Below are 18,812 nucleotides of genomic sequence, written 5' to 3' on the forward strand. Positions count from 1 at the left end.
TCGCTCGAGCAGGGGGCGGGCCCCCATCGCGGCGCAGCCGCATGTCGATACAGCCCCGCGCCCCTCAGGGCAGTGCCGGACCCAGCGTGTGCCCGTTCCCGAGCCTGTAGTGATCAGCGGGCCGTCAGGATCCTCGGGCCCGCCTCCGTGATCGCCACCGTGTGCTCCACGTGAGCCGCGCGGGAGCCGTCGTCGGTGCGCAGGGTCCAGCCGTCCGGGTCCGCGTGGTAGCCGTCCTTGCCGCTCGCGAGGAGCATCGGCTCGATGGCGAGGACCATGCCGTGCCGCAGCGGCATGCCCCGGCCCGGGCGTCCCTCGTTGGGCACCGACGGGTCCTCGTGCATCTTGCGGCCGATTCCGTGCCCGCCGAAGCCGTCCGGGATGCCGTACCCGGCCGACCGGCACACCGAGCCGATCGCGTGTGCGATGTCGCCGACGCGGTTGCCGACCACGGCCGCCCCGATGCCCGCCGCAAGGGCCCGCTCGGCGGTCTCGATCAGGCGTACGTCGGCGGGGCGCGCCCGGCCGACCGTGAAGCTGATCGCCGAGTCGCCCGCCCAGCCGCCCAGTTCGGCGCCGCAGTCGATGGAGACGAGGTCGCCGTCGCGCAGGCGGTAGCCGGTCGGGATGCCGTGCACGATCGCGTCGTTGACCGAGGCGCAGATGACGGCGGGGAAGGGGGTGGGCGCGAAGGAGGGGCGGTAGCCGAGGAACGGGGACGTCGCCCCGGCCCCGCGCAGCACCTCGCGCGCCACCTCGTCCAGCTCCAGCAGGGAAACGCCCACCTCGGCGGCCTTCCGCACGGCCGTGAGGGCCTGGCCCACCACCTGTCCGGCCTCGTACATCGCATCGATCGACTGGTCCGTCTTCAACTCCACCATGCCAATTACTATACCGGTATTTGAATAGGGTGGGGCGAGTGGGGGCGGTATTAGAATGGGCGTCATGGTGCGCACCCCTCTCACCCCCGAAGAGCGCGAACGCGGCGAGCGGCTCGGCCGGTTCCTCCGCGAGGCCCGCGGCGGCCGCAGCATGACCGAGGTCGCGGCGAGCGCCGGCATCTCCGCCGAGACGCTCCGCAAGATCGAGACGGGGCGCGCCCCGACTCCCGCCTTCTTCACGGTGGCGGCCCTGGCGCAGGCACTCGGTCTGTCCATGGACGAGCTGGCCGGGCGCTGCGCACCGGTCGTCGAGGTCGCCGCCTGACGGGTTCGCACGTCACGTTCCGGCAGCTCCGGCGTACTCTGCGTTCAGTCTGAAAACTTCCCGTAGCGCGTTCGTAACACGGCTGGTGTTGCCTAGCGGACCGGAGTGCTCCGGTCTGGCGGGAGTTGGGCGATGTCAGTGGAACAACTCCCGGATCGGGTACGGGAGTTCGTGGACTACCTGGACGGCCTTCTGGCGCGCCTGGATCAGGGCGGCGGCTGGTGCGGGGTGTTCTGGCAGCGTGACCCCGAAGGCATGCAGGCCTGCCTCGACGGACGTGAGGTGCCGCCCTGGGACGTGGTGGACTCCCTCCTGCACGACCTCGCGTCCCAGTACGGTCCCGGCGGCGCCGGCCCCGAGACGGAACGCGCCCGCGCGCTGCACGCCGCCGCCCTCGCCGCCCACGACGCCCGGCCCGGCGGCCGTGACGACCTCGGCGACCGGCTCGACGTCATGCTCCGCGAACAGCGCTACGCCGCCGAACGGCAGGCGGAACTGGGCCGGTTGCTCGCCTCCGCCACCAGCCGCGAGGAGGCCGACGCCATCCGCCTCGACCTCGCCTGGGCCCGCGACGACCACGAGCGGGCCAGTGCCCGGTGCGCGGAACTGCGGGCCCGGATGGCCGACTTGGACCGCCGGGCGGCCGGCGGCCGGGCCGAGGCGATTCGGCGGGACCGGGTGGGCGAGGGGGCCGTGTTCCGGGTTGACGACCGCTTCGAGGGTGAGGGGGTCAGGGGGCACCGCGCCGGGGGGGCCGGGTCCGAAGGCGCCAGGTCCGAAGGCGCCGGGTCGGAGGGCGTCAGGTCCGAGGGCGTCGGTTACGCGGGCGCCGGGTCCGGGGCGGACGGTACGCCGCCGAACCGGGCCGGCTCCTACGGCGACGGAGTCCGCGGCATGCCGCATCAGCGCGACGCGCAGTCGCCGGCCCGGGCGGCCGACTGGTTCGAAGGGCGAGAGGCGGCTCCTCGGCAGCATCCGCAGGGACTGGACGGCCCCACCGGGCATCCCCTGCAGTACACGTCCCGAACCGCCCCGGCCGAAACCCCGGTCCCGTCCGACTGGCCGGAAGCCCAGCCCGCACCAGCCCGCACTCCATCCGGCGACCAGGCCCAGGCCCCCTCGGCCGACTCCGCCCCCGCCCCCAAGCAGCGCAAACGCCGCCGAGGCAGTGCCCGCTTCGCCGGGATGGTCGAGGAGGAGGCCGCCCCCGTCGTCGTACCGCCGACCGCCGAACCCGTACTCCCCAGCCTCCCCGCCCAGACCGGCTCCACACGCCGTACCCTCCGAGGTGCCCGGTTCGCCGGTGCCGCCGACGAGGTGGCCGCGAGCCCGGAGCGCACGCAGGCCGAGCCCCTGGACGTGGCGGACCGGCGGGAGGTCTCACGGACCGTGGAGACGATCGTGCGGCTGCGCGCCGAGGGTCGTAGCGGCGAGGCCCATGCCCTGCTCGTGGAGGCCGCCTACTGGCCCGCCGTCCGCTTTCCGGCGCTCGCGGCCGAGATGGAGCGGGCCGGACTCGGCGCCGACTGGGCGACCCTCCTGTGGGAGGCCGCCTCACTGCCGGCCGAGCGGCTCGTCGCCGCCGCCGACGCGCTCACCGCGGCGGGGCGGGCCGGCGACGGGGAGCAGATCCTGCGGCAGGGCGTGGCCCGGCCCGCGAACGAGATCGGGCAGGCCGTCGTCGGACTGGTGGCCGAGGGGCGGCACCGCGAGGTCCGCGCGCTGCTCGACGCGTACGTCCGTGTCCGCACTCCGGAGGAGGCCGCCCGCAGCGCCGCGCCGGAGCCGCGCACGCTCGTACCGCTCCTGCTGGAGGCAGCCCAGGGCGTCTCGGACGAGCGCCACTGGGACCTCGTCCACGCCCTGCGGGTGGCGGGCTTCGCGGCCTGACACTCCCGCGCCGCGCCCGCGACTCCCACGCCGCACCCGCGACTCCTGCGCCGCATTCGCGACGTGAAACCCCTGCCGCACCCGTCCCACCGGCCCCATCCATCCCCCACAGGAGTGTGAAACGTGATCGACTCAGCGGGTTAACGACGATGGTCTTGGCAAGGCTGTTCCAGGGGCTTACTTTCAAGCCTCTACGGCCCCCCTCTACGGGCGTAGAGGCTCTGACGTCCCGTCGAAGGAGCAGCTCATGGCCAACGTCGTACGTGCCGCTCTGGTCCAGGCCACCTGGACCGGCGACACCGAGTCCATGGTGGCGAAACACGAGGAGCACGCCCGCGAGGCGGCCCGGCAGGGCGCGAAGATCATCGGGTTCCAGGAAGTCTTCAACGCTCCCTACTTCTGTCAGGTCCAGGAGCCGGAGCACTACCGGTGGGCCGAGCCGGTTCCCGACGGGCCGACCGTGCGTCGTATGCAGGAGCTCGCCCGCGAGACCGGCATGGTGATCGTCGTGCCGGTCTTCGAGGTCGAGCAGTCCGGCTTCTACTACAACACCGCGGCCGTGATCGACGCCGACGGCGCCTTCCTCGGCAAGTACCGCAAGCACCACATCCCGCAGGTCAAGGGCTTCTGGGAGAAGTACTACTTCAAGCCCGGCAATGTGGGGTGGCCGGTCTTCGACACCGCCGTCGGGAAGGTGGGTGTCTACATCTGCTATGACCGCCACTTCCCGGAGGGCTGGCGGCAACTGGGCCTGAACGGAGCCCAGTTGGTGTACAACCCGTCGGCCACCCACCGCGGACTCTCCTCCTACCTCTGGCGCCTCGAACAGCCGGCAGCGGCCGTCGCCAACGAGTACTTCGTCGCCGCGATCAACCGGGTCGGTGTCGAGGAGTACGGCGACAACGACTTCTACGGGACGTCGTACTTCGTGGACCCGCGCGGACAGTTCGTGGGGGAGACCGCCAGCGACAAGGAGGAGGAACTGATCGTCCGCGACCTCGACTTCGACCTCATCGAAGAAGTGCGGCAGCAGTGGGCCTTCTACCGCGACCGCCGCCCCGACGCCTACGAAGGACTGGTGCAGCCGTGACCAAGGACCTGCTGGGCCGCCACCGCGCCGTCATGCCGGACTGGCTCGCCCTCTACTACGAGGACCCGCTGGAGATCACCCACGGTGAGGGCCGCCATGTGTGGGACGCCGAGGGCAACCGCTACCTCGACTTCTTCGGCGGCATCCTCACGACGATGACCGCCCACGCGCTGCCCGAGGTGACCAAGGCGGTGAGCGAGCAGGCCGGGCGGATCATCCACTCCTCCACGCTGTACCTCAACCGGCCCATGGTGGAACTCGCCGAGCGCATCGCCCAGTTGAGCGGCATCCCGGACGCTCGCGTCTTCTTCACCACCTCCGGCACCGAGGCCAACGACACCGCGTTGCTGCTCGCCACGACGTACCGGCAGAGCAACACGATCCTCGCGATGCGCAACAGCTACCACGGCCGCTCCTTCAGCGCGGTCGGCATCACCGGCAACCGCGGGTGGTCGCCGACCTCGCTGTCGCCGCTGCAGACGCTGTACGTCCACGGAGGCGTCCGCACCCGTGGGCCGTACGCCCACCTCAGCGACGGCGACTTCATCGCCGCCTGCGTCGACGACCTGAAGGACCTCCTCGGCCACACCCGCCCGCCCGCGGCCCTGATCGCCGAGCCCATCCAGGGCGTGGGCGGCTTCACCTCCGGCCCGGACGGGCTGTACGCCGCCTTCCGGGACGTCCTCGCCGAGCGTGGCATCCTGTGGATCGCCGACGAGGTGCAGACCGGCTGGGGCCGCACGGGCGACCACTTCTGGGGCTGGCAGGCGCACGGGCAGTCCGGGCCGCCGGACATGCTGACCTTCGCCAAGGGCATCGGCAACGGCATGTCCATCGGCGGGGTCGTGGCCCGCGCGGAGATCATGAACTGCCTGGACGCCAACAGCATCTCGACCTTCGGCGGCACCCAGATCACCATGGCGGCAGGCCTCGCCAACCTCAACTACCTGCTGGAGCACGACCTCCAGGGCAACGCCCGGCGGGTCGGCGGGCTCCTGGTCGAGCGGCTGCGGGCCGTCGCCGCGCAGGTGCCGCACGTGCGCGAGGTGCGCGGCCGGGGCCTGATGCTCGGCATCGAGATCACCAGGCCCGGCACGGACGACGCCGACGTGGCCGCCGCCTCGGCGGTGCTGGAAGCGGCCCGCGAGGGCGGCCTGCTCATCGGCAAGGGCGGCGGCCACAACACCAGTTCCCTGCGGATCGCCCCGCCGCTGTCCCTCACCGTCGCGGAGGCGGAAGAAGGCGCCGCGATCCTGGAGAGCGCTCTGAGAAGCATCTAGCAGCACCCACCCGAGCAAGGGAAGCACTGGCATGACCACCACCTTGGAGCCCTTGGAGCCGGCGGAACCCCTGGAACCCGCTCTGTCGGTCCGGCAGGTCCTCACCCTGGAGCGGGTGCTCGCCGGGGAGCCCGAGGTGGTGGCCGGCGCCGGTCAGCTCGACCGGCCCGTGCGCTGGGTGCACGTCGCCGAGGCGCCGGACGTCGGGGTGATGCTCAGCGGCGGCGAGATGGTGCTCACCACGGGCGTGCTGCTGGCCGGGGACGAGGACAAGCAGGCCGAGTACATCCGCTCACTGCACCGGGCGGAGGCCGCCGCGGTGGTCCTCGGTCTCGGCCGGGCGTTCCCCGCGCCGCCGGAGGTGATGCGCAGGGTGGCGGAACGGTGCGGGCTGCCCATGGTCGTCCTGCACCGGCCCTTCCCGTTCGCCGAACTGACCGAGGAGGTCCAGTCCCGGCTGGTGCGGCGGAAGTTCGCCGCCGTCAGCCTCTCGGAGGCCGTGCGCACCGCGCTCACCGGCCTCATCACCGCGGGCGCCCCGCTGCAGCGCCTGCTCGACGAGGTCGCCGCGCACAGCGCCTGCCCCGTCGTCGTCACCAACCTCGCCCACCGCGTCCTCGCCACGGCGGGGGAGCGGCCGGCGGTGGACGACGTGTTGCGCGACTGGGAGCGCATCGCCCGCCAGGCCGGCGGCAGCGAGGGCGACGGCTGGATCCGCGCCGAGCTCGGCGGCCGCGGGGAGCGGTGGGGCCGGATCGTGCTGTGCGGGTACCGGGGCGACACCGCCACGGGGCGGCTGCTCGCCGACCGCGCGGCCGAGGCCCTCGTCCTGCACCGCATGCTCGGCGGCAACTCCGCGCACACCTGGGAGGAGCAGTCCGCGCAGAGCCTGCTCACCGACCTCGTCAGCGGCGTCGTACCGGCCAGGCAACTGCTGCCGCGCGCGCGTGCCGCCGGACTGCCGGTCAACCGGCGCACCTTCGTGCCGCTGGTCGTGCGGGACGGCGAACCGGCCCAACTGGAGCGCGTGCTGCGGATGCTGGGGCTGCCCGGGATCGTCGCCGAGCTCACCGACGGTGCCACCGCGGTGCTGCTGAGCCTCGCCCGGGACCAGGACGACGCCGCGCTCGCCGCGAACTTCGCCGCCCGGGTGCGCTCGGAGTCGGGGGCGGCGCGGACCGTCGTGGCCGCCGCCGACGCGCGTACCGCCTGGGACGACGTACCCGCCGGACTGCGCGAGGCCCAGCACGTCGCCGATGCCGTCGCCGACTCCTCGGCCGCCCTCGACCTCCCGGCCGTCGTCCGCCTGAGGGACGTCCATCTGCGCGGCCTGGTCCGGCTCCTGCGCGACGACCCGCAGGTTCAGTCGTTCGCGGAGCGTGAGCTGGACGGGCTGCTGTGCGGGCCGGACGACGAGGCGGGCGCCCTGCTCGCCGTGCTGCGGACGTATCTCGCCACCGGCCGCAACAAGTCCCGCACCGCCCAGCTCCACCACGTCTCGCGGCCCGCGCTCTACCGTCGGCTGGAGGCGATACAGGCGCGCCTCGGCGTCGACCTCGACGACTTCGAGCAGGCCGCGTCCGTGCACATCGCGCTCCTCGCACACGACGCGCAACAAGGGTGAAACATGCGGCGACCTGGGAAAACGGCGGTGAAACATGGGCCCACGACAGGGTGACACCGTGGCACGCCGCGCGCCCGCAGACGTGACACAGTGCACCTCAAACCGGATCGCCGGACTTCCTACTCTCGCTGCACACCGAGCGACCGGAGGTCCCGATGAGCAGAGTGATCCGTGCCGCGATCTTCCAGACCGCCTGGACCGGCGACAAGGAATCGATGATCCAGGTGCACGAGCAGGCCGCCCGCGACGCCGCCGCGCAGGGCGCCCAGGTCATGTGCTTCCAGGAGTTGTTCTACGGGCCGTACTTCTGCCAGGTGCAGGACAAGGCGTTCTACGAGTACGCCGAGCAGATCCCCGAAGGCCCGATCGTCAGGCGCTTCCAGGCACTGGCCAAGGAGCTGGGCCTGGTCCTCGTGCTGCCGATGTACGAGGAGGAGCAGCCCGGCGTCCTCTACAACACGGCCGCGGTGATCGACGCGGACGGCTCGTACCTCGGCAAGTACCGCAAGCACCACATCCCCCAAGTGCCGGGATTCTGGGAGAAGTTCTACTTCCGCCCGGGGAACGCGGGCTGGCCCGTCTTCGACACGGCCGTCGGCAGGATCGGCGTCTACATCTGCTACGACCGCCACTTCCCGGAGGGCTGGCGGGCGCTGGGCCTCGCGGGTGCCGAGATCGTCTTCAACCCGTCGGCGACCTCGCGCGGACTCTCCTCCTACCTCTGGCAGTTGGAGCAGCCGGCCGCCGCCGTCGCCAACGAGTACTTCGTCGGCGCGATCAACCGGGTCGGCGTCGAGGAGCTCGGCGACAACGACTTCTACGGGACCTCGTACTTCGTGGACCCGGAGGCCCAGTTCGTGGGCGAGGTGGCGAGCGACAAGGAGACCGAACTGGTCGTCCGCGACCTGGACATGGCCAAGCTGCGCGAGATCCGCGACCGCTGGCAGTTCTACCGCGACCGCCGCCCCGACGCCTACTCCCCGCTGACCGCGCCGTAACCAAACCGACCTCGCACTCTTCGACCACAACCCAGCGGAGCGTGACCGCATGAGCAGCCGTACCGTCATCCGCGGTGGTCTCGTCATCACCGCGTCCGACGAGATGCACGCCGACGTCCTGATCGAGGACGGCCGTATCGCCGCCCTCGCCGCGAGTGGCACCCCGGCCGCCGAGGCCTGGACCGCCGAGCGGACCATCGACGCCACCGGGAAGTACGTCATCCCGGGCGGCGTCGACGCCCACACCCACATGGAGCTGCCGTTCGGCGGCACCCACGCCTCCGACACCTTCGAGACCGGCACCCGGGCCGCCGCCTGGGGCGGTACGACCACGATCATCGACTTCGCCGTACAGGGCGTGGGCCACTCGCTGCGCGAGGGCCTCGACGCCTGGCACGCCAAGGCCGAGGGCAACTGCGCGATCGACTACGGCTTCCACATGATCGTCTCCGATGTGAACCAGGAGACGCTCAAGGAGATGGATCTCCTCGTGGAAGAAGGTGTGACCAGCTTCAAGCAGTTCATGGCCTACCCGGGCGTCTTCTACTCCGACGACGGCCAGATCCTGCGCGCCATGCAGCGCTCCGCCGAGAACGGCGGCCTGATCATGATGCACGCCGAGAACGGCATCGCGATCGACGTGCTGGTCGAGCAGGCGCTGGCGCGCGGGGAGACGGATCCGAGGTACCACGGGGAGGTCCGCAAGGCGCTGCTGGAGGCCGAGGCCACCCACCGCGCCATCAGGCTCGCGCAGGTCGCGGGGGCCCCGCTGTACGTCGTGCACGTCTCGGCGATGGAGGCAGTCGCCGAGCTGGCCAAGGCGCGCGACGAGGGGCTGAACGTCTTCGGCGAGACCTGCCCGCAGTATCTGTTCCTGTCCACCGACAACCTCGCCGAGCCGGACTTCGAGGGCGCCAAGTACGTGTGCTCGACGCCGCTGAGGCCCAAGGCGCACCAGGCCCAGCTGTGGAAGGGGCTCAGGACGAACGACCTCCAGGTCGTCTCCACCGACCACTGCCCGTTCTGCTTCGTCGGCCAGAAGGAACTGGGGCGAGGGGACTTCTCGAAGATCCCCAACGGTCTGCCCGGCGTGGAGAACCGGATGGACCTGCTCCACCAGGCCGTCGTCGACGGCCACATCTCGCGCCGCCGCTGGATCGAGATCGCCTGCGCGACCCCGGCCCGGATGTTCGGCATGTACCCGAAGAAGGGCACGATCGCGCCGGGCGCCGACGCCGACGTCGTGATCTACGACCCGCACGCCGAGCAGGTCATGTCCGCCGTCACCCACCACATGAACGTCGACTACTCGGCGTACGAGGGCAAGCAGACGACCGGCCGGGTCGAGACGGTCCTCTCGCGCGGCGAACTCGTCATCACCGAGCGGGAGTACACCGGGCGCGCCGGGCACGGCGTCTACACCCCCCGCTCCACCTGTCAGTACCTCAACTAGGAGCGGAGTACATGGACTTCGGACTCGTCCTGCAGACCGATCCGCCCGCCTCGCGGGTCGTCAGCCTGATGAAACGCGCCGAGCGCGGCGGGTTCACCTACGGCTGGACGTTCGACTCCGCCGTGCTGTGGCAGGAGCCGTTCGTCATCTACAGCCAGATCCTGGCCAACACACAGAAGCTCAAGGTCGGCCCCATGGTGACCAACCCGGGCACCCGCACCTGGGAGGTCACCGCCTCCACCTTCGCCACCCTCAACGACATGTTCGGCAACCGCACGGTCTGCGGCATCGGCCGCGGCGACTCGGCCATGCGCGTCGCCGGCCGCAAGCCCAACACCCTGGCCCGGATCAGCGAGGCCATGAAGGTCATCCGGGCGCTCGGCAGCGGCCAGGAGGCCGACCTCGGCGGCGGCACCGTCGTCAGGTTCCCGTGGATCAAGCCCGGCGCCGAACTCCCCGTGTGGATGGCGGCGTACGGCCCGAAAGCCCTGAAGATGACCGGCGAGGAGGCCGACGGGTTCATCCTGCAGCTCGCCGACCTCTATCTGACCGAGTACATGGTCAAGGCGGTCAAGGACGCGGCGGTGGCGGCCGGCCGTGACCCGTCCGAGGTGAAGATCTGCGTCGCCGCCCCCGCGTACGTCACCGAGGACGACTCACCCGAGAAGCTCGCCCACGCGCGTGAGCAGTGCCGGTGGTTCGGCGGGATGGTCGGCAACCATGTCGCGGACCTGGTCAGCAAGTACGGCGAGCACTCCGCCGCCGTCCCCGACGAACTCACCGACTACATCAAGGCCCGCGAGGGGTACGACTACTCCCACCACGGACGCGCCGACAACCCCGACACCGCGTTCGTGCCCGACGAGATCGTCGACCGGTTCTGCGTCATCGGACCGGTCGAGAAGCACATCGAGAAGCTGAACGCGCTGCGTGAGCTGGGCGTCGACCAGTTCGCCGTCTACGACATGCACGACGCGCAGGAAGCCGTCATCGACGCATACGGCTCGCAGATCATCCCGGCGGTCAACGCCTAGTCGCTGCCCACGAGTTCGCCTGCCCCGCACCACACCCGACCCCCCACACCTTGTCCCCTCTCCCCGCCGTCCCGGGGAGAGGCCCAAGGCCCCCGCACGGCCTCTCTCCGTCCCGTCCCGCTCTGTCGATTGGCCTGCTCATGACCGAAACAGTCCCCCCGGGGTCGCCGATATCCCAGTCCGCCGACGCCGGCGGACGCATCGAACTCGCCCCCGAGGCATTCCCCGCCGACAGCCCCTTCGCCAACGAGGACCTGCGTCCCGTCCCGGTCGCCGAGCGCAAGTGGACGACGTACAACTTCGCGGCGCTGTGGATCTCCATGGCCCACTGCATCCCCAGCTGGACCCTGGCCTCCGGCCTGGTCGCCCTCGGCATGGACTGGAAGCAGGCCGTCTTCACCATCGCCCTGGCCAACGTCATCGTGCTGCTGCCGATGCTGGCCACCGGGCACGCCGGGCCCAAGTACGGCATCCCGTTCCCGGTGCTGGCGCGCGCCTCGTTCGGGCTGCGCGGCGCCAACATCCCGGCGATGATCCGGGCGGCCGTGGCCTGCGGCTGGTTCGGCATCCAGACCTGGATCGGCGGCAGCGGCATCTTCGCCCTCGGCTCCAAGCTCACCGGCGGCGGATGGGAGAACGCCGGCAAGATCGCGGGCAACCCCTGGCCGCTGTGGCTCTGCTTCATCCTCTTCTGGGCGCTGCAGATCGCCATCATCTACCGCGGCATGGACTTCCTGCGGCACTTCGAGAACTGGGCCGCGCCCTTCGTGATCGTCGGCGCCTTCGTGCTGCTGATCTGGATCGCGGTCAAGGCGGACGGCTTCGGCGCGCTGCTCGACCAGCCCTCGAAGCTGGGCTGGGGCCCCGATTTCTGGCCGGTCTTCTTCCCGTCCCTGATGGGCATGATCGGCTTCTGGGCGACTCTCTCGCTCAACATCCCCGACTTCACCCGCTTCGGCGCCAGCCAGAAGGCGCAGACCTGGGGCCAGTCCCTGGGCCTGCCCACCACGATGACGCTGTTCGCCGTCCTCGCCGTCCTCGTCACCTCCGGCTCCGAGGTGGTCTACGGCGAGGCGATCTGGGACCCGGTCACCCTGGCCGCCAAGACCGACAGTGTCTTCGGTCTCCTCTTCGCGCTCATCGTCGTGCTGGTCGCCACGATCTCCGTGAACATCGCGGCCAACGTGGTCTCCCCGGCGTACGACCTCGCGAACCTGGCGCCGAAGCTCATCAACTTCCGCACGGGCGCGCTGATCACCGGCGTCGTCGGCGTCCTGATCTTCCCGTGGAAACTGATCTCCACCCCGGAGTTCTACATCTTCACCTGGCTCGGCGTGGTCGGCGGTCTGCTCGGCACGGTCGCGGGCATCCTGATCGCCGACTACTGGATCGTCCGCCGCACGGTCCTGCACCTCGCGGACCTGTACACGCCCGGCGGGCGCTACTGGTACTCGTCCGGCTGGAACTGGCGGGCGATCGTCGCCTTCCTGGTGGGCGGCGTCCTCGCGGTCGGCGGCTCGTACTCGGGTGTCGGCGCCGACGGCGCCAAGACCGGACCTTTCCCGACCGACGGACTGATCCCGTTCCTCAAGCCCCTCGCCGACTACGGCTGGGCGGTCGGACTGGGCGCCTCGCTCGTGCTGTACGTGGTGCTCATGGGCGGCCGCAAGGAACGCGCCGAAGCCTGATTCCACGGCGGCGGACAGCGTGGGAGGACGGCCGGGGAGGGCGATCAGCCCTTCTGGCCGTCCTCCAGGGCGGCGACCGCCTCCTTGGCGGCCTTGATCGCGCCCTTGTTGATCTCGTCCGTGCTCGGCGCCTTCTTCGACTCGAAGTCACTGCCGCTGTACGTGACGGAGACCAGCGCGTTGGACGTGCGGACGAGCACCACGCCCTCACGGGTCTGCTGCTTGTCCTCGGTGGTGAGGTTCACGACGGAGTAGCCGGCGTCACCGAGACCCGGCACGTCACCACCGCCGCTCCTGTCCGCGACGCGCTCCTGGTAGGACTCCCGCGCCGCGTCGTCCGACTCCGTGATCTCGAAGGACACGTCCAGCCAGCGGTAGTCGTAGCCCTTGAGCGCGTTCCACGAGCAGGTGCGGCGCAGCTTGGAGTCGGTCGACGGTATCTCCTTGCCGGCCGTCTTGGCGCCCGGCACCAGTGACTTGATCGTCTTCGCGCCCAGACTCTCGCACGGCGCGGGAGCGGTGGCGTACGTCTTCGACACCGCCGCCGTCGCGGGGGCCGAGGGCGACTCTCCCTCGCTCTTCTGCGTCGCCCTGTCGTCGGCGGCCGGCGTCGCGGCCAGCGGGCCGGACGACAGTGCCCAGCCCGCCGCGGCGAGCACGACGACGGGCGACAGACGCGCGGTGAGGGCGAGCGGCAAGGGAAGAGAACGCACGGCGCACTTTTCGTGGGGGACGGTGCGGAGGAGTCCGCACTGCGGACGGGACGCCAGTGTCACATGACTCCCTGTGGGGCGGAAGTACGAACTCGCTCCGTGCTGACGCCGTTACGGGAGGACCGCAATTACGTGGGGTCCTGGGCGAGTTACATAGCCTGATGGCTGATTTGACCGGAAAGTGCGCTTTCGATGCGGTCGACGGCGACGAACGCCCCATACGCGACCAGGTGCACCAGACAGTGGTCGGTGTGCTCCGGCCGGCGCCAGGCCGCCACGTCCTCGTCCGTGACGCGGTACGGCGCGAGGGCGGCCAGCAGGGCGAGGCGCGCGCCGGGACGCTCCCGTCGGTCCGGGAAGCCGCTCAGGTCGAGCGGCGGATGGGACCCGTCCCAGTCTTGGATGGCGTCCTCCACCAGGTCCTGGTCGTCGGGGTCGAGGAGACCGGCGCCCGCGAGGGCGGCCCTCAGCAGTGCCGCGTACGCGAGGCCGACGGCGGTTCCGCCCGCCCATGCGGGGGCCTCGCCGGGGTCGGCGTGGTCGAGGAGCGCGAGGGCGGTGCCGGGGCGGGCCGGGCGGCGTACGGTCCCGGCGAGGGTGCGGCCCGCGACGCTGCGGACCGCACGGAACCGCTGGGCGCCCGCCGGCAGCAGGTTCTCGGTGAGCAGGGCCGACGCGATCCGGTTGATGAAGTGGAAGGTGAGCGCGGTGCCGAGATAGGCGGGAGCGTGCGCGGGCGGGAAGGGGTACGGCGTCAGGGCGGCGCCGGGCACGCGCGTGCGCCGGCCCCAGTCGAGTACGCGCGCGTGCTCCTCGTTTCGCGGTGCCTCTCCCCGCGCCAGCCGCTCGGCCAGCGCGTGGTCGCCGGTGGCGTGCAGCAGCACGGTGTGCGCGTCCACGCAGAACGGGCACCTGTTGGCGAGCGACACCCCGAGGGCCACCAGCTCCTTGCCGGTGCGGCTGCCGGCCCCGGCGATGAGCGACTCGCGCATCAACGCCCAGGCGGGGGCGAGGAGTTCGGGCGCGGAGGACAGGACAGCGAAGGTGGACGGCGCCGAGATGCCGAAGTCGAGGGCGATCTGCGCGTACACGTCGGCGACGGTGCCGGTGGCCGACTTCGGCGGGAGGGGTTCGGTGTAACGGAAGGGTGTGGGCATGGACAGCAGCGTGCGTCGGCGGCGCGGTCCGGGGCGTCGTACGGCCGAAGGGAGTTGGGGCTGCGACGGCGGGGCCGGCCGGTGCCGGGCACTACTGCGTGGGGAGTAGTCGGCAGGCCGTCCACAGGGGTGACGTCACTGTCGGTGCGGCGGTCTACTGTGCGGGCATGAGCGGGAGCCGGATCACACGCGAACGGTTTGCCGACGCGTCCGTCGCGGTCGCGGTCGGCGTGATCGCCGTGCTCGTCGCCCGGGCGGGCGACCGTGCGGGACCGCTCGACCTCGCGCTGATCGCGGCCGGTTCCCTGGCCCTGGCCGCGCACCGCACGGCTCCGCGCGTGGTGCTCGCGGTCACCACCGGCTGCCTGCTCGCCGCGGCCCTCCACGCGGGGCCCTCGGCCATCCTGGTCCTGCCCGTGGTGGGGGCGGTGCACACGGCGGCACGGTCCGGGTACCGGGGCACGGCCGCCGCGGCCGCCGCGGTCTTCCTGGGCGGCTATGTGGCGGCGGGCTCGGCGAGCGCGGCCGCCGCCCGGGAGGCACTGCTCCTCGCAGGCTGGTTCCTCTGCGCGGTCGTGACAGGGCTGGCCGACAGCAACTGGCAGGCGTATCTGCGGCAGACCGAGCAGCGCGCCCTGGAGGCCGAACGCACCAGGGAGGAGGCGGCGTTGCGCCGGGCCGGTGAGGAACGCCTGCGCATAGCCCGCGAGTTGCACGACTCGCTCACCCACAGCATCTCCATCGTCAAGCTCCAGGCGGGCGTCGCCGTGCACCTGGCCCGCAAGCGCGGCGAGGAGGTACCGCCCGCGCTGCTCGCCATCCAGGAGGCGAGCGGCGAGGCGATGCGCGAGCTGCGCGCCACCCTGGAGGTGCTGCGCACGGACGAGCCGACCGGCACGCCCGCGCTGCTCGTGGAGCGGGCGCGGGCGGCCGGACTCGTGGCAGAGCTGACGGTCACGGGGGAGGAGCGGCCCCTGGCGGCGACCGTCGACCGGGCGGCGTACCGCATCGTCCAGGAGGCCCTGACGAACGCGGCGCGGCACGCGGGACCGGCGAAGGTGGCCGTGCGACTGGCCTACGGCGAGGGCGACTTGACCATCCACGTCGAGGACGACGGCGCCGCCGACCCGGCCGGCCCGCCCGCCCCCGGCATCGGCCTCACCGGCATGCGCGAACGCGTCACCGCCCTCGGCGGCACACTGGACGCCGGCCCGCGCGCGGAGGGCGGCTTCGCGGTGCGGGCGTGGCTGCCGTTGCAGCAGCAGGGCGATGACGAAGGCCGGGCCGGCCGGTTTGGGTGAGGCGGTATGGGAACGGGGTGACGGCGGGATGACGGACGACGTGATCAGGGTGGTGCTCGTCGACGACCAGGCGCTGATGCGGGCGGGCTTCCGGGCCCTGCTGGAAGCCGAGGACGGCATCGACGTGGTCGGCGAGGCGGCGGACGGGGAGCTGGGCCTGGAGCTGATCCGGGCCGAGGTACCCGACATCGCGCTGATCGACGTACAGATGCCGGTGATGACGGGCATCGAGGCGACCCGCCGTATCGCCGCGGATCCGGCGCTGGCGCCTGTGCGCGTGGTCATCCTGACGAACTACGGCCACGACGAGTACGTCTTCGAAGCCCTCCGCGCCGGCGCGAGCGGCTTCCTGCTGAAGGACACCGAACCGGCCGACCTGCTCCAGGCGATCGAGGTGGTGGCAGGCGGGGAGGCGCTGCTGTCCCCGTCGGTGACCCGCACGCTGATCGGCGAGTTCGTGTCCAGGCCACCGGACCGGGCCACCGCTCCCGGCCTGGAGGGCCTGACGCGCCGCGAACGCGAGGTGACGGCACTGGCGGCGCGCGGCCTGACCAACGAGGAGATCGCCGAGCACATGGTGATCAGCCCGTTCACGGCGAAGACCCACGTCAGCAGGGCGATGACGAAACTGGGGGCGCGGGACCGGGCCCAGCTCGTCGTGTTCGCCTATGAGTCGGGGCTGGTGGCTCCGCGCAGCTAGCGAAGCGGTCCACGAGGTTGGGGGGCGACATCGAGTCACTGCGGCTGTGCCCGGGGGCCAGGCTGGGGAACTGCTGGGGCGGCTCGGGGAGTTCGGCGAGTCCTACGTCGGCCGCTGAGTGTTCGCCGGCCGGTGCGCTCCTCGGCGACTCGGTGGGGAGGCTCAGTCGAGACAGAACTCGTTGCCCTCGACGTCCTGCATCACGATGCAGGACTCGTTGACGCCATCGGCGCGCAGTATGCGGACCTGCACCGCACCGAGCGCGACCAGTCGCGCGGACTCGGCCTCAAGCGTGGCCAGGCGCTCCTCACCCACGAGTCCGGTGCCGGCCCGCACACAAAGATGCACCCGGTTCTTGACGACCTTGCCTTCGGGAACGCGCTGGAAGAAGAGTCGAGGCCCGACACCTGAGGGATCCGTGCAGGCGAACCATGCACCCTGATCCTCGGCGGGCAGGGAGCGGTTGAAATCGTCCCAAGTGGCGAACCCCTTCGGTGGCGGCGGTACGACGTACCCCAACACCTCGCACCAGAAACGAGCGACGCGCTCGGGTTCCGCGCAGTCGAAGGTGACCTGGAACTGCTTGATCGATGGCATCGGCGCACCATAGCAGGGGGCTCCGTCGCTCAATTCCCCTGTTCAATTCCCTGCCGGGACCCGCGTGTTGCGGGAGGAGAGCCCCCGCATGGGGCGAGGCAGTGGCGGGACAGCCCTTGGGGAGCGCCTCGGTAGTCTGCTGCCCGAGGGGGCCGGCCGACGCACGCGAACACCGAGGTGAGGAATGCAGTTCACCACCCGACCCACGCTTCAGGGAACCTTCGGCATGGTGTCGTCCACGCACTGGCTCGCCTCGCAGTCCGCGATGGCCGTGCTGGAGGACGGCGGCAACGCGTACGACGCGGCCGTGGCCGGCGCCTTCGTGCTGCACGTCGTCGAGCCGCACCTCAACGGCCCCGCCGGCGAGGTGCCGATCCTGCTCGCGCCCGCGGGCGGCGAGGTGCGGGTGCTGTGCGGGCAGGGCGTCGCGCCGGCCGGGGCGACGGTCGCGCACTACCGGGGACTCGGCCTGGACCTCGTGCCCGGTACCGGTCCGCTGGCCGCCGCCGTCCCCGGCGCCTTCGACGCCTGGATGCTGCTCCTGCGCGACCACGGCACCAGAACCCCTGCCGACGTGCTCAAGTACGCCATCGGGTACGCCGAACACGGGCACGCGCCAGTCGAGCGCGTCGTCGAGACCGTCGAGACCGTGCGGGAGCTGTTCGAGACGGAGTGGACCTCCTCGGCCGAGGTGTTTCTGCCCGGCGGCAGGGCGCCCCGGCCCGGCGAGCTGTTCCGCAACCCCGCCCTCGCCGCCACCTGGAAGCGGCTGCTCGACGAGATCGCCGGGGCCGGTGACCGGGTCGCGCAGATCGAGGCGGCGCGGGAGGTGTGGCGCGGGGGGTTCATCGCCGAGGCGCTCGTACGGCAGGCCCGGCGGCCCACCATGGACACCAGCGGCGAGCGGCACTCCGGCACGCTCACGGCCGCCGACCTCGCCGGCTGGTCCGCGACCTACGAGGCGCCGGCGACGTACGACTGGAACGGCTGGACCGTGTGCAAGGCCGGCCCGTGGAGCCAGGGCCCGGTCCTCCTCCAGCAGCTCGCGCTGCTCCCGCCCGAACTGCCCCGTCACGGGTCCGCCGAGTACGTCCATCTGCTGATCGAGGGCTGCAAGCTGGCCATGGCCGACCGTGAGGCCTGGTACGGCGACGCGGCCGAGGTGCCCCTCGCCGAGCTGCTGTCGGAGCCGTACAACGCCGCCCGACGGGAGCTGATCGGCGAGAAGGCCTCCCACGAGCTGCGGCCCGGCAGCCCCGGCGGCCGTACCCCGCGGCTGTGCGCGCACGCGCGCGTGGTGGCCTCCGACGAACCCGGCTTCGACGTGCTGGGCGTCGGCGAGCCGACCGTCGCCAAGCGCCCGACCTCCCCGGTACCGGGCGAGCCGGACATCGCCGCGGACGGCACCACCCGCGGCGACACCTGTCACCTCGACGTCGTCGACCGCTGGGGCAACATGATCGCGGCCACCCCCAGCGGCGGCTGGCTGCAGTCCAACCCCGTCGTGCCCGAGCTGGGCTTCCCGCTCGGGACCCGGCTCCAGATGACCTGGCTGGAGGAGGGCCTGCCGAACTCGCTCACCCCGGGGCGGCGGCCGCGCACCACCCTCACCCCGTCCATCGCCCTGCGCGACGGGGTGCCCGTCATGGCCTTCGGCACTCCCGGCGGGGACCAGCAGGACCAGTGGCAGCTGCACTTCTTCCTGGCCGTGGCGCTGCGCGCCCAGGTCCGCGGCGGCCTGGACCTCCAGGGCGCGATCGACGCCCCGAACTGGCACAACGACGGCTTCCCCGGCTCCTTCTACCCGCGCGGGATGCGGCCGGGCAGCGTGACCGTGGAGTCCCGTGCGGACGCCGCGGTGGTGGAGGAGCTGCGGCGGCGTGGTCATCTGGTGACCGTCGGTGACGCCTGGTCCGAGGGGCGGCTGTGCGCGGTCGCCCGGGACCCGCGCAGTGGTGTGCTGTCGGCGGCGGCCAACCCCCGGGGGATGCAGGGGTACGCCGTAGGGCGCTGAGGAGGCGCCTGTGACCTGCCGATACGTGCCCCGCGAGTTCACGCCGATGCCGTCCGGCGTCCACTTC

At 71.7% G+C, this 18,812-nt stretch carries 16 protein-coding genes; 12 read left to right on the forward strand and 4 right to left on the reverse strand.

The window, feature by feature from the left end; all coding sequences use genetic code 11:
• Nucleotides 1-113: 113 nt before the first annotated feature.
• On the reverse strand, nt 114-881 hold the full coding sequence (map, locus tag ACIBAG_RS26405; protein WP_399108095.1) for a type I methionyl aminopeptidase: 768 nt from the start codon (nt 879-881) through the stop codon (nt 114-116).
• Nucleotides 882-945: 64 nt separating this feature from the next.
• Between map and ACIBAG_RS26410 the strand changes: the two genes are divergently transcribed.
• From ACIBAG_RS26410 to ACIBAG_RS26450, 9 genes are all read left to right on the forward strand, one after another.
• On the forward strand, nt 946-1,206 hold the full coding sequence (locus ACIBAG_RS26410) for a helix-turn-helix domain-containing protein (RefSeq protein ID WP_399108097.1): 261 nt from the start codon (nt 946-948) through the stop codon (nt 1,204-1,206).
• A 132-nt stretch (nt 1,207-1,338) separates the two neighbouring features.
• On the forward strand, nt 1,339-3,096 hold the full coding sequence (locus ACIBAG_RS26415; RefSeq protein WP_399108098.1) for a hypothetical protein: 1,758 nt from the start codon (nt 1,339-1,341) through the stop codon (nt 3,094-3,096).
• A 247-nt stretch (nt 3,097-3,343) separates the two neighbouring features.
• Nucleotides 3,344-4,186, forward strand: a complete 843-nt coding sequence (locus ACIBAG_RS26420) for a nitrilase-related carbon-nitrogen hydrolase (RefSeq protein WP_399108099.1) — start codon at nt 3,344-3,346, stop codon at nt 4,184-4,186.
• Complete coding sequence (locus tag ACIBAG_RS26425; RefSeq protein WP_399108100.1) at nt 4,183-5,466, forward strand: aspartate aminotransferase family protein; 1,284 nt, start codon at nt 4,183-4,185, stop codon at nt 5,464-5,466. Before ACIBAG_RS26420 ends, ACIBAG_RS26425 begins: the two co-directional genes overlap by 4 nt.
• Before the next feature lie 31 nt (nt 5,467-5,497).
• The gene (locus ACIBAG_RS26430) at nt 5,498-7,090 is read left to right on the forward strand and encodes a PucR family transcriptional regulator (protein WP_399108102.1); all 1,593 of its coding nucleotides are present in this window, start codon (nt 5,498-5,500) and stop codon (nt 7,088-7,090) included.
• Between the two features lie 155 nt (nt 7,091-7,245).
• Nucleotides 7,246-8,088, forward strand: a complete 843-nt coding sequence (locus ACIBAG_RS26435) for a nitrilase-related carbon-nitrogen hydrolase (protein WP_031475622.1) — start codon at nt 7,246-7,248, stop codon at nt 8,086-8,088.
• 49 nt (nt 8,089-8,137) lie between these two features.
• Nucleotides 8,138-9,541 (forward strand): dihydropyrimidinase, encoded by a 1,404-nt coding sequence (hydA, locus tag ACIBAG_RS26440; RefSeq protein WP_399108104.1) that lies wholly within the window; start codon nt 8,138-8,140, stop codon nt 9,539-9,541.
• A gap of 11 nt (nt 9,542-9,552) precedes the next feature.
• The gene (locus ACIBAG_RS26445) at nt 9,553-10,575 is read left to right on the forward strand and encodes a TIGR03842 family LLM class F420-dependent oxidoreductase (protein WP_399108105.1); all 1,023 of its coding nucleotides are present in this window, start codon (nt 9,553-9,555) and stop codon (nt 10,573-10,575) included.
• 140 nt (nt 10,576-10,715) lie between these two features.
• Nucleotides 10,716-12,263, forward strand: a complete 1,548-nt coding sequence (locus ACIBAG_RS26450; protein ID WP_399108107.1) for an NCS1 family nucleobase:cation symporter-1 — start codon at nt 10,716-10,718, stop codon at nt 12,261-12,263.
• A 44-nt stretch (nt 12,264-12,307) separates the two neighbouring features.
• Here ACIBAG_RS26450 and ACIBAG_RS26455 read toward each other — a convergent pair whose 3' ends face one another.
• A complete protein-coding gene (locus ACIBAG_RS26455; protein WP_399108109.1) occupies nt 12,308-12,976 on the reverse strand; it encodes a hypothetical protein in 669 nt (222 codons plus the stop codon).
• Between the two features lie 149 nt (nt 12,977-13,125).
• Nucleotides 13,126-14,133 carry a carboxymuconolactone decarboxylase family protein gene (locus tag ACIBAG_RS26460; RefSeq protein ID WP_399108110.1) on the reverse strand — a complete coding sequence of 336 codons (1,008 nt, stop codon included), beginning with the start codon at nt 14,131-14,133 and terminating at the stop codon, nt 13,126-13,128.
• Nucleotides 14,134-14,300: 167 nt separating this feature from the next.
• Between ACIBAG_RS26460 and ACIBAG_RS26465 the strand changes: the two genes are divergently transcribed.
• Both ACIBAG_RS26465 and ACIBAG_RS26470 read left to right on the forward strand, forming a co-directional pair.
• Nucleotides 14,301-15,434, forward strand: a complete 1,134-nt coding sequence (locus tag ACIBAG_RS26465; protein WP_399108112.1) for a sensor histidine kinase — start codon at nt 14,301-14,303, stop codon at nt 15,432-15,434.
• A gap of 28 nt (nt 15,435-15,462) precedes the next feature.
• Entirely contained in the window at nt 15,463-16,134 is a 672-nt protein-coding gene (locus tag ACIBAG_RS26470) for a response regulator (RefSeq protein ID WP_399108113.1), read from the forward strand.
• Nucleotides 16,135-16,296: 162 nt separating this feature from the next.
• On the opposite strand, the gene ACIBAG_RS26475 is transcribed toward ACIBAG_RS26470, so the two are convergent.
• Nucleotides 16,297-16,731: a VOC family protein gene (locus ACIBAG_RS26475; RefSeq protein WP_399108115.1), complete on the reverse strand. Its 435-nt coding sequence runs from the start codon at nt 16,729-16,731 to the stop codon at nt 16,297-16,299.
• 184 nt (nt 16,732-16,915) lie between these two features.
• On the opposite strand from ACIBAG_RS26475, the gene ACIBAG_RS26480 reads away from it, so the two are divergent.
• Entirely contained in the window at nt 16,916-18,745 is a 1,830-nt protein-coding gene (locus tag ACIBAG_RS26480) for a gamma-glutamyltransferase family protein (protein WP_399108117.1), read from the forward strand.
• Nucleotides 18,746-18,812: the final 67 nt, after the last annotated feature.

It is taken from the genome of Streptomyces sp. NPDC051243 (assembly GCF_044455405.1).
Taxonomy (GTDB): domain Bacteria; phylum Actinomycetota; class Actinomycetes; order Streptomycetales; family Streptomycetaceae; genus Streptomyces.

Coding starts and splice junctions, on each gene's coding strand:
- map (WP_399108095.1), bottom strand. CDS start 881: ATGGTGGAGTTGAAGACGGACCAGTCGATCGATGCGATGTACGAGGCC.
- ACIBAG_RS26410 (WP_399108097.1), top strand. CDS start 946: ATGGTGCGCACCCCTCTCACCCCCGAAGAGCGCGAACGCGGCGAGCGG.
- ACIBAG_RS26415 (WP_399108098.1), top strand. CDS start 1,339: ATGTCAGTGGAACAACTCCCGGATCGGGTACGGGAGTTCGTGGACTAC.
- ACIBAG_RS26420 (WP_399108099.1), top strand. CDS start 3,344: ATGGCCAACGTCGTACGTGCCGCTCTGGTCCAGGCCACCTGGACCGGC.
- ACIBAG_RS26430 (WP_399108102.1), top strand. CDS start 5,498: ATGACCACCACCTTGGAGCCCTTGGAGCCGGCGGAACCCCTGGAACCC.
- ACIBAG_RS26435 (WP_031475622.1), top strand. CDS start 7,246: ATGAGCAGAGTGATCCGTGCCGCGATCTTCCAGACCGCCTGGACCGGC.
- hydA (WP_399108104.1), top strand. CDS start 8,138: ATGAGCAGCCGTACCGTCATCCGCGGTGGTCTCGTCATCACCGCGTCC.
- ACIBAG_RS26445 (WP_399108105.1), top strand. CDS start 9,553: ATGGACTTCGGACTCGTCCTGCAGACCGATCCGCCCGCCTCGCGGGTC.
- ACIBAG_RS26450 (WP_399108107.1), top strand. CDS start 10,716: ATGACCGAAACAGTCCCCCCGGGGTCGCCGATATCCCAGTCCGCCGAC.
- ACIBAG_RS26460 (WP_399108110.1), bottom strand. CDS start 14,133: ATGCCCACACCCTTCCGTTACACCGAACCCCTCCCGCCGAAGTCGGCC.
- ACIBAG_RS26465 (WP_399108112.1), top strand. CDS start 14,301: ATGAGCGGGAGCCGGATCACACGCGAACGGTTTGCCGACGCGTCCGTC.
- ACIBAG_RS26470 (WP_399108113.1), top strand. CDS start 15,463: ATGACGGACGACGTGATCAGGGTGGTGCTCGTCGACGACCAGGCGCTG.
- ACIBAG_RS26475 (WP_399108115.1), bottom strand. CDS start 16,731: ATGCCATCGATCAAGCAGTTCCAGGTCACCTTCGACTGCGCGGAACCC.
- ACIBAG_RS26480 (WP_399108117.1), top strand. CDS start 16,916: ATGCAGTTCACCACCCGACCCACGCTTCAGGGAACCTTCGGCATGGTG.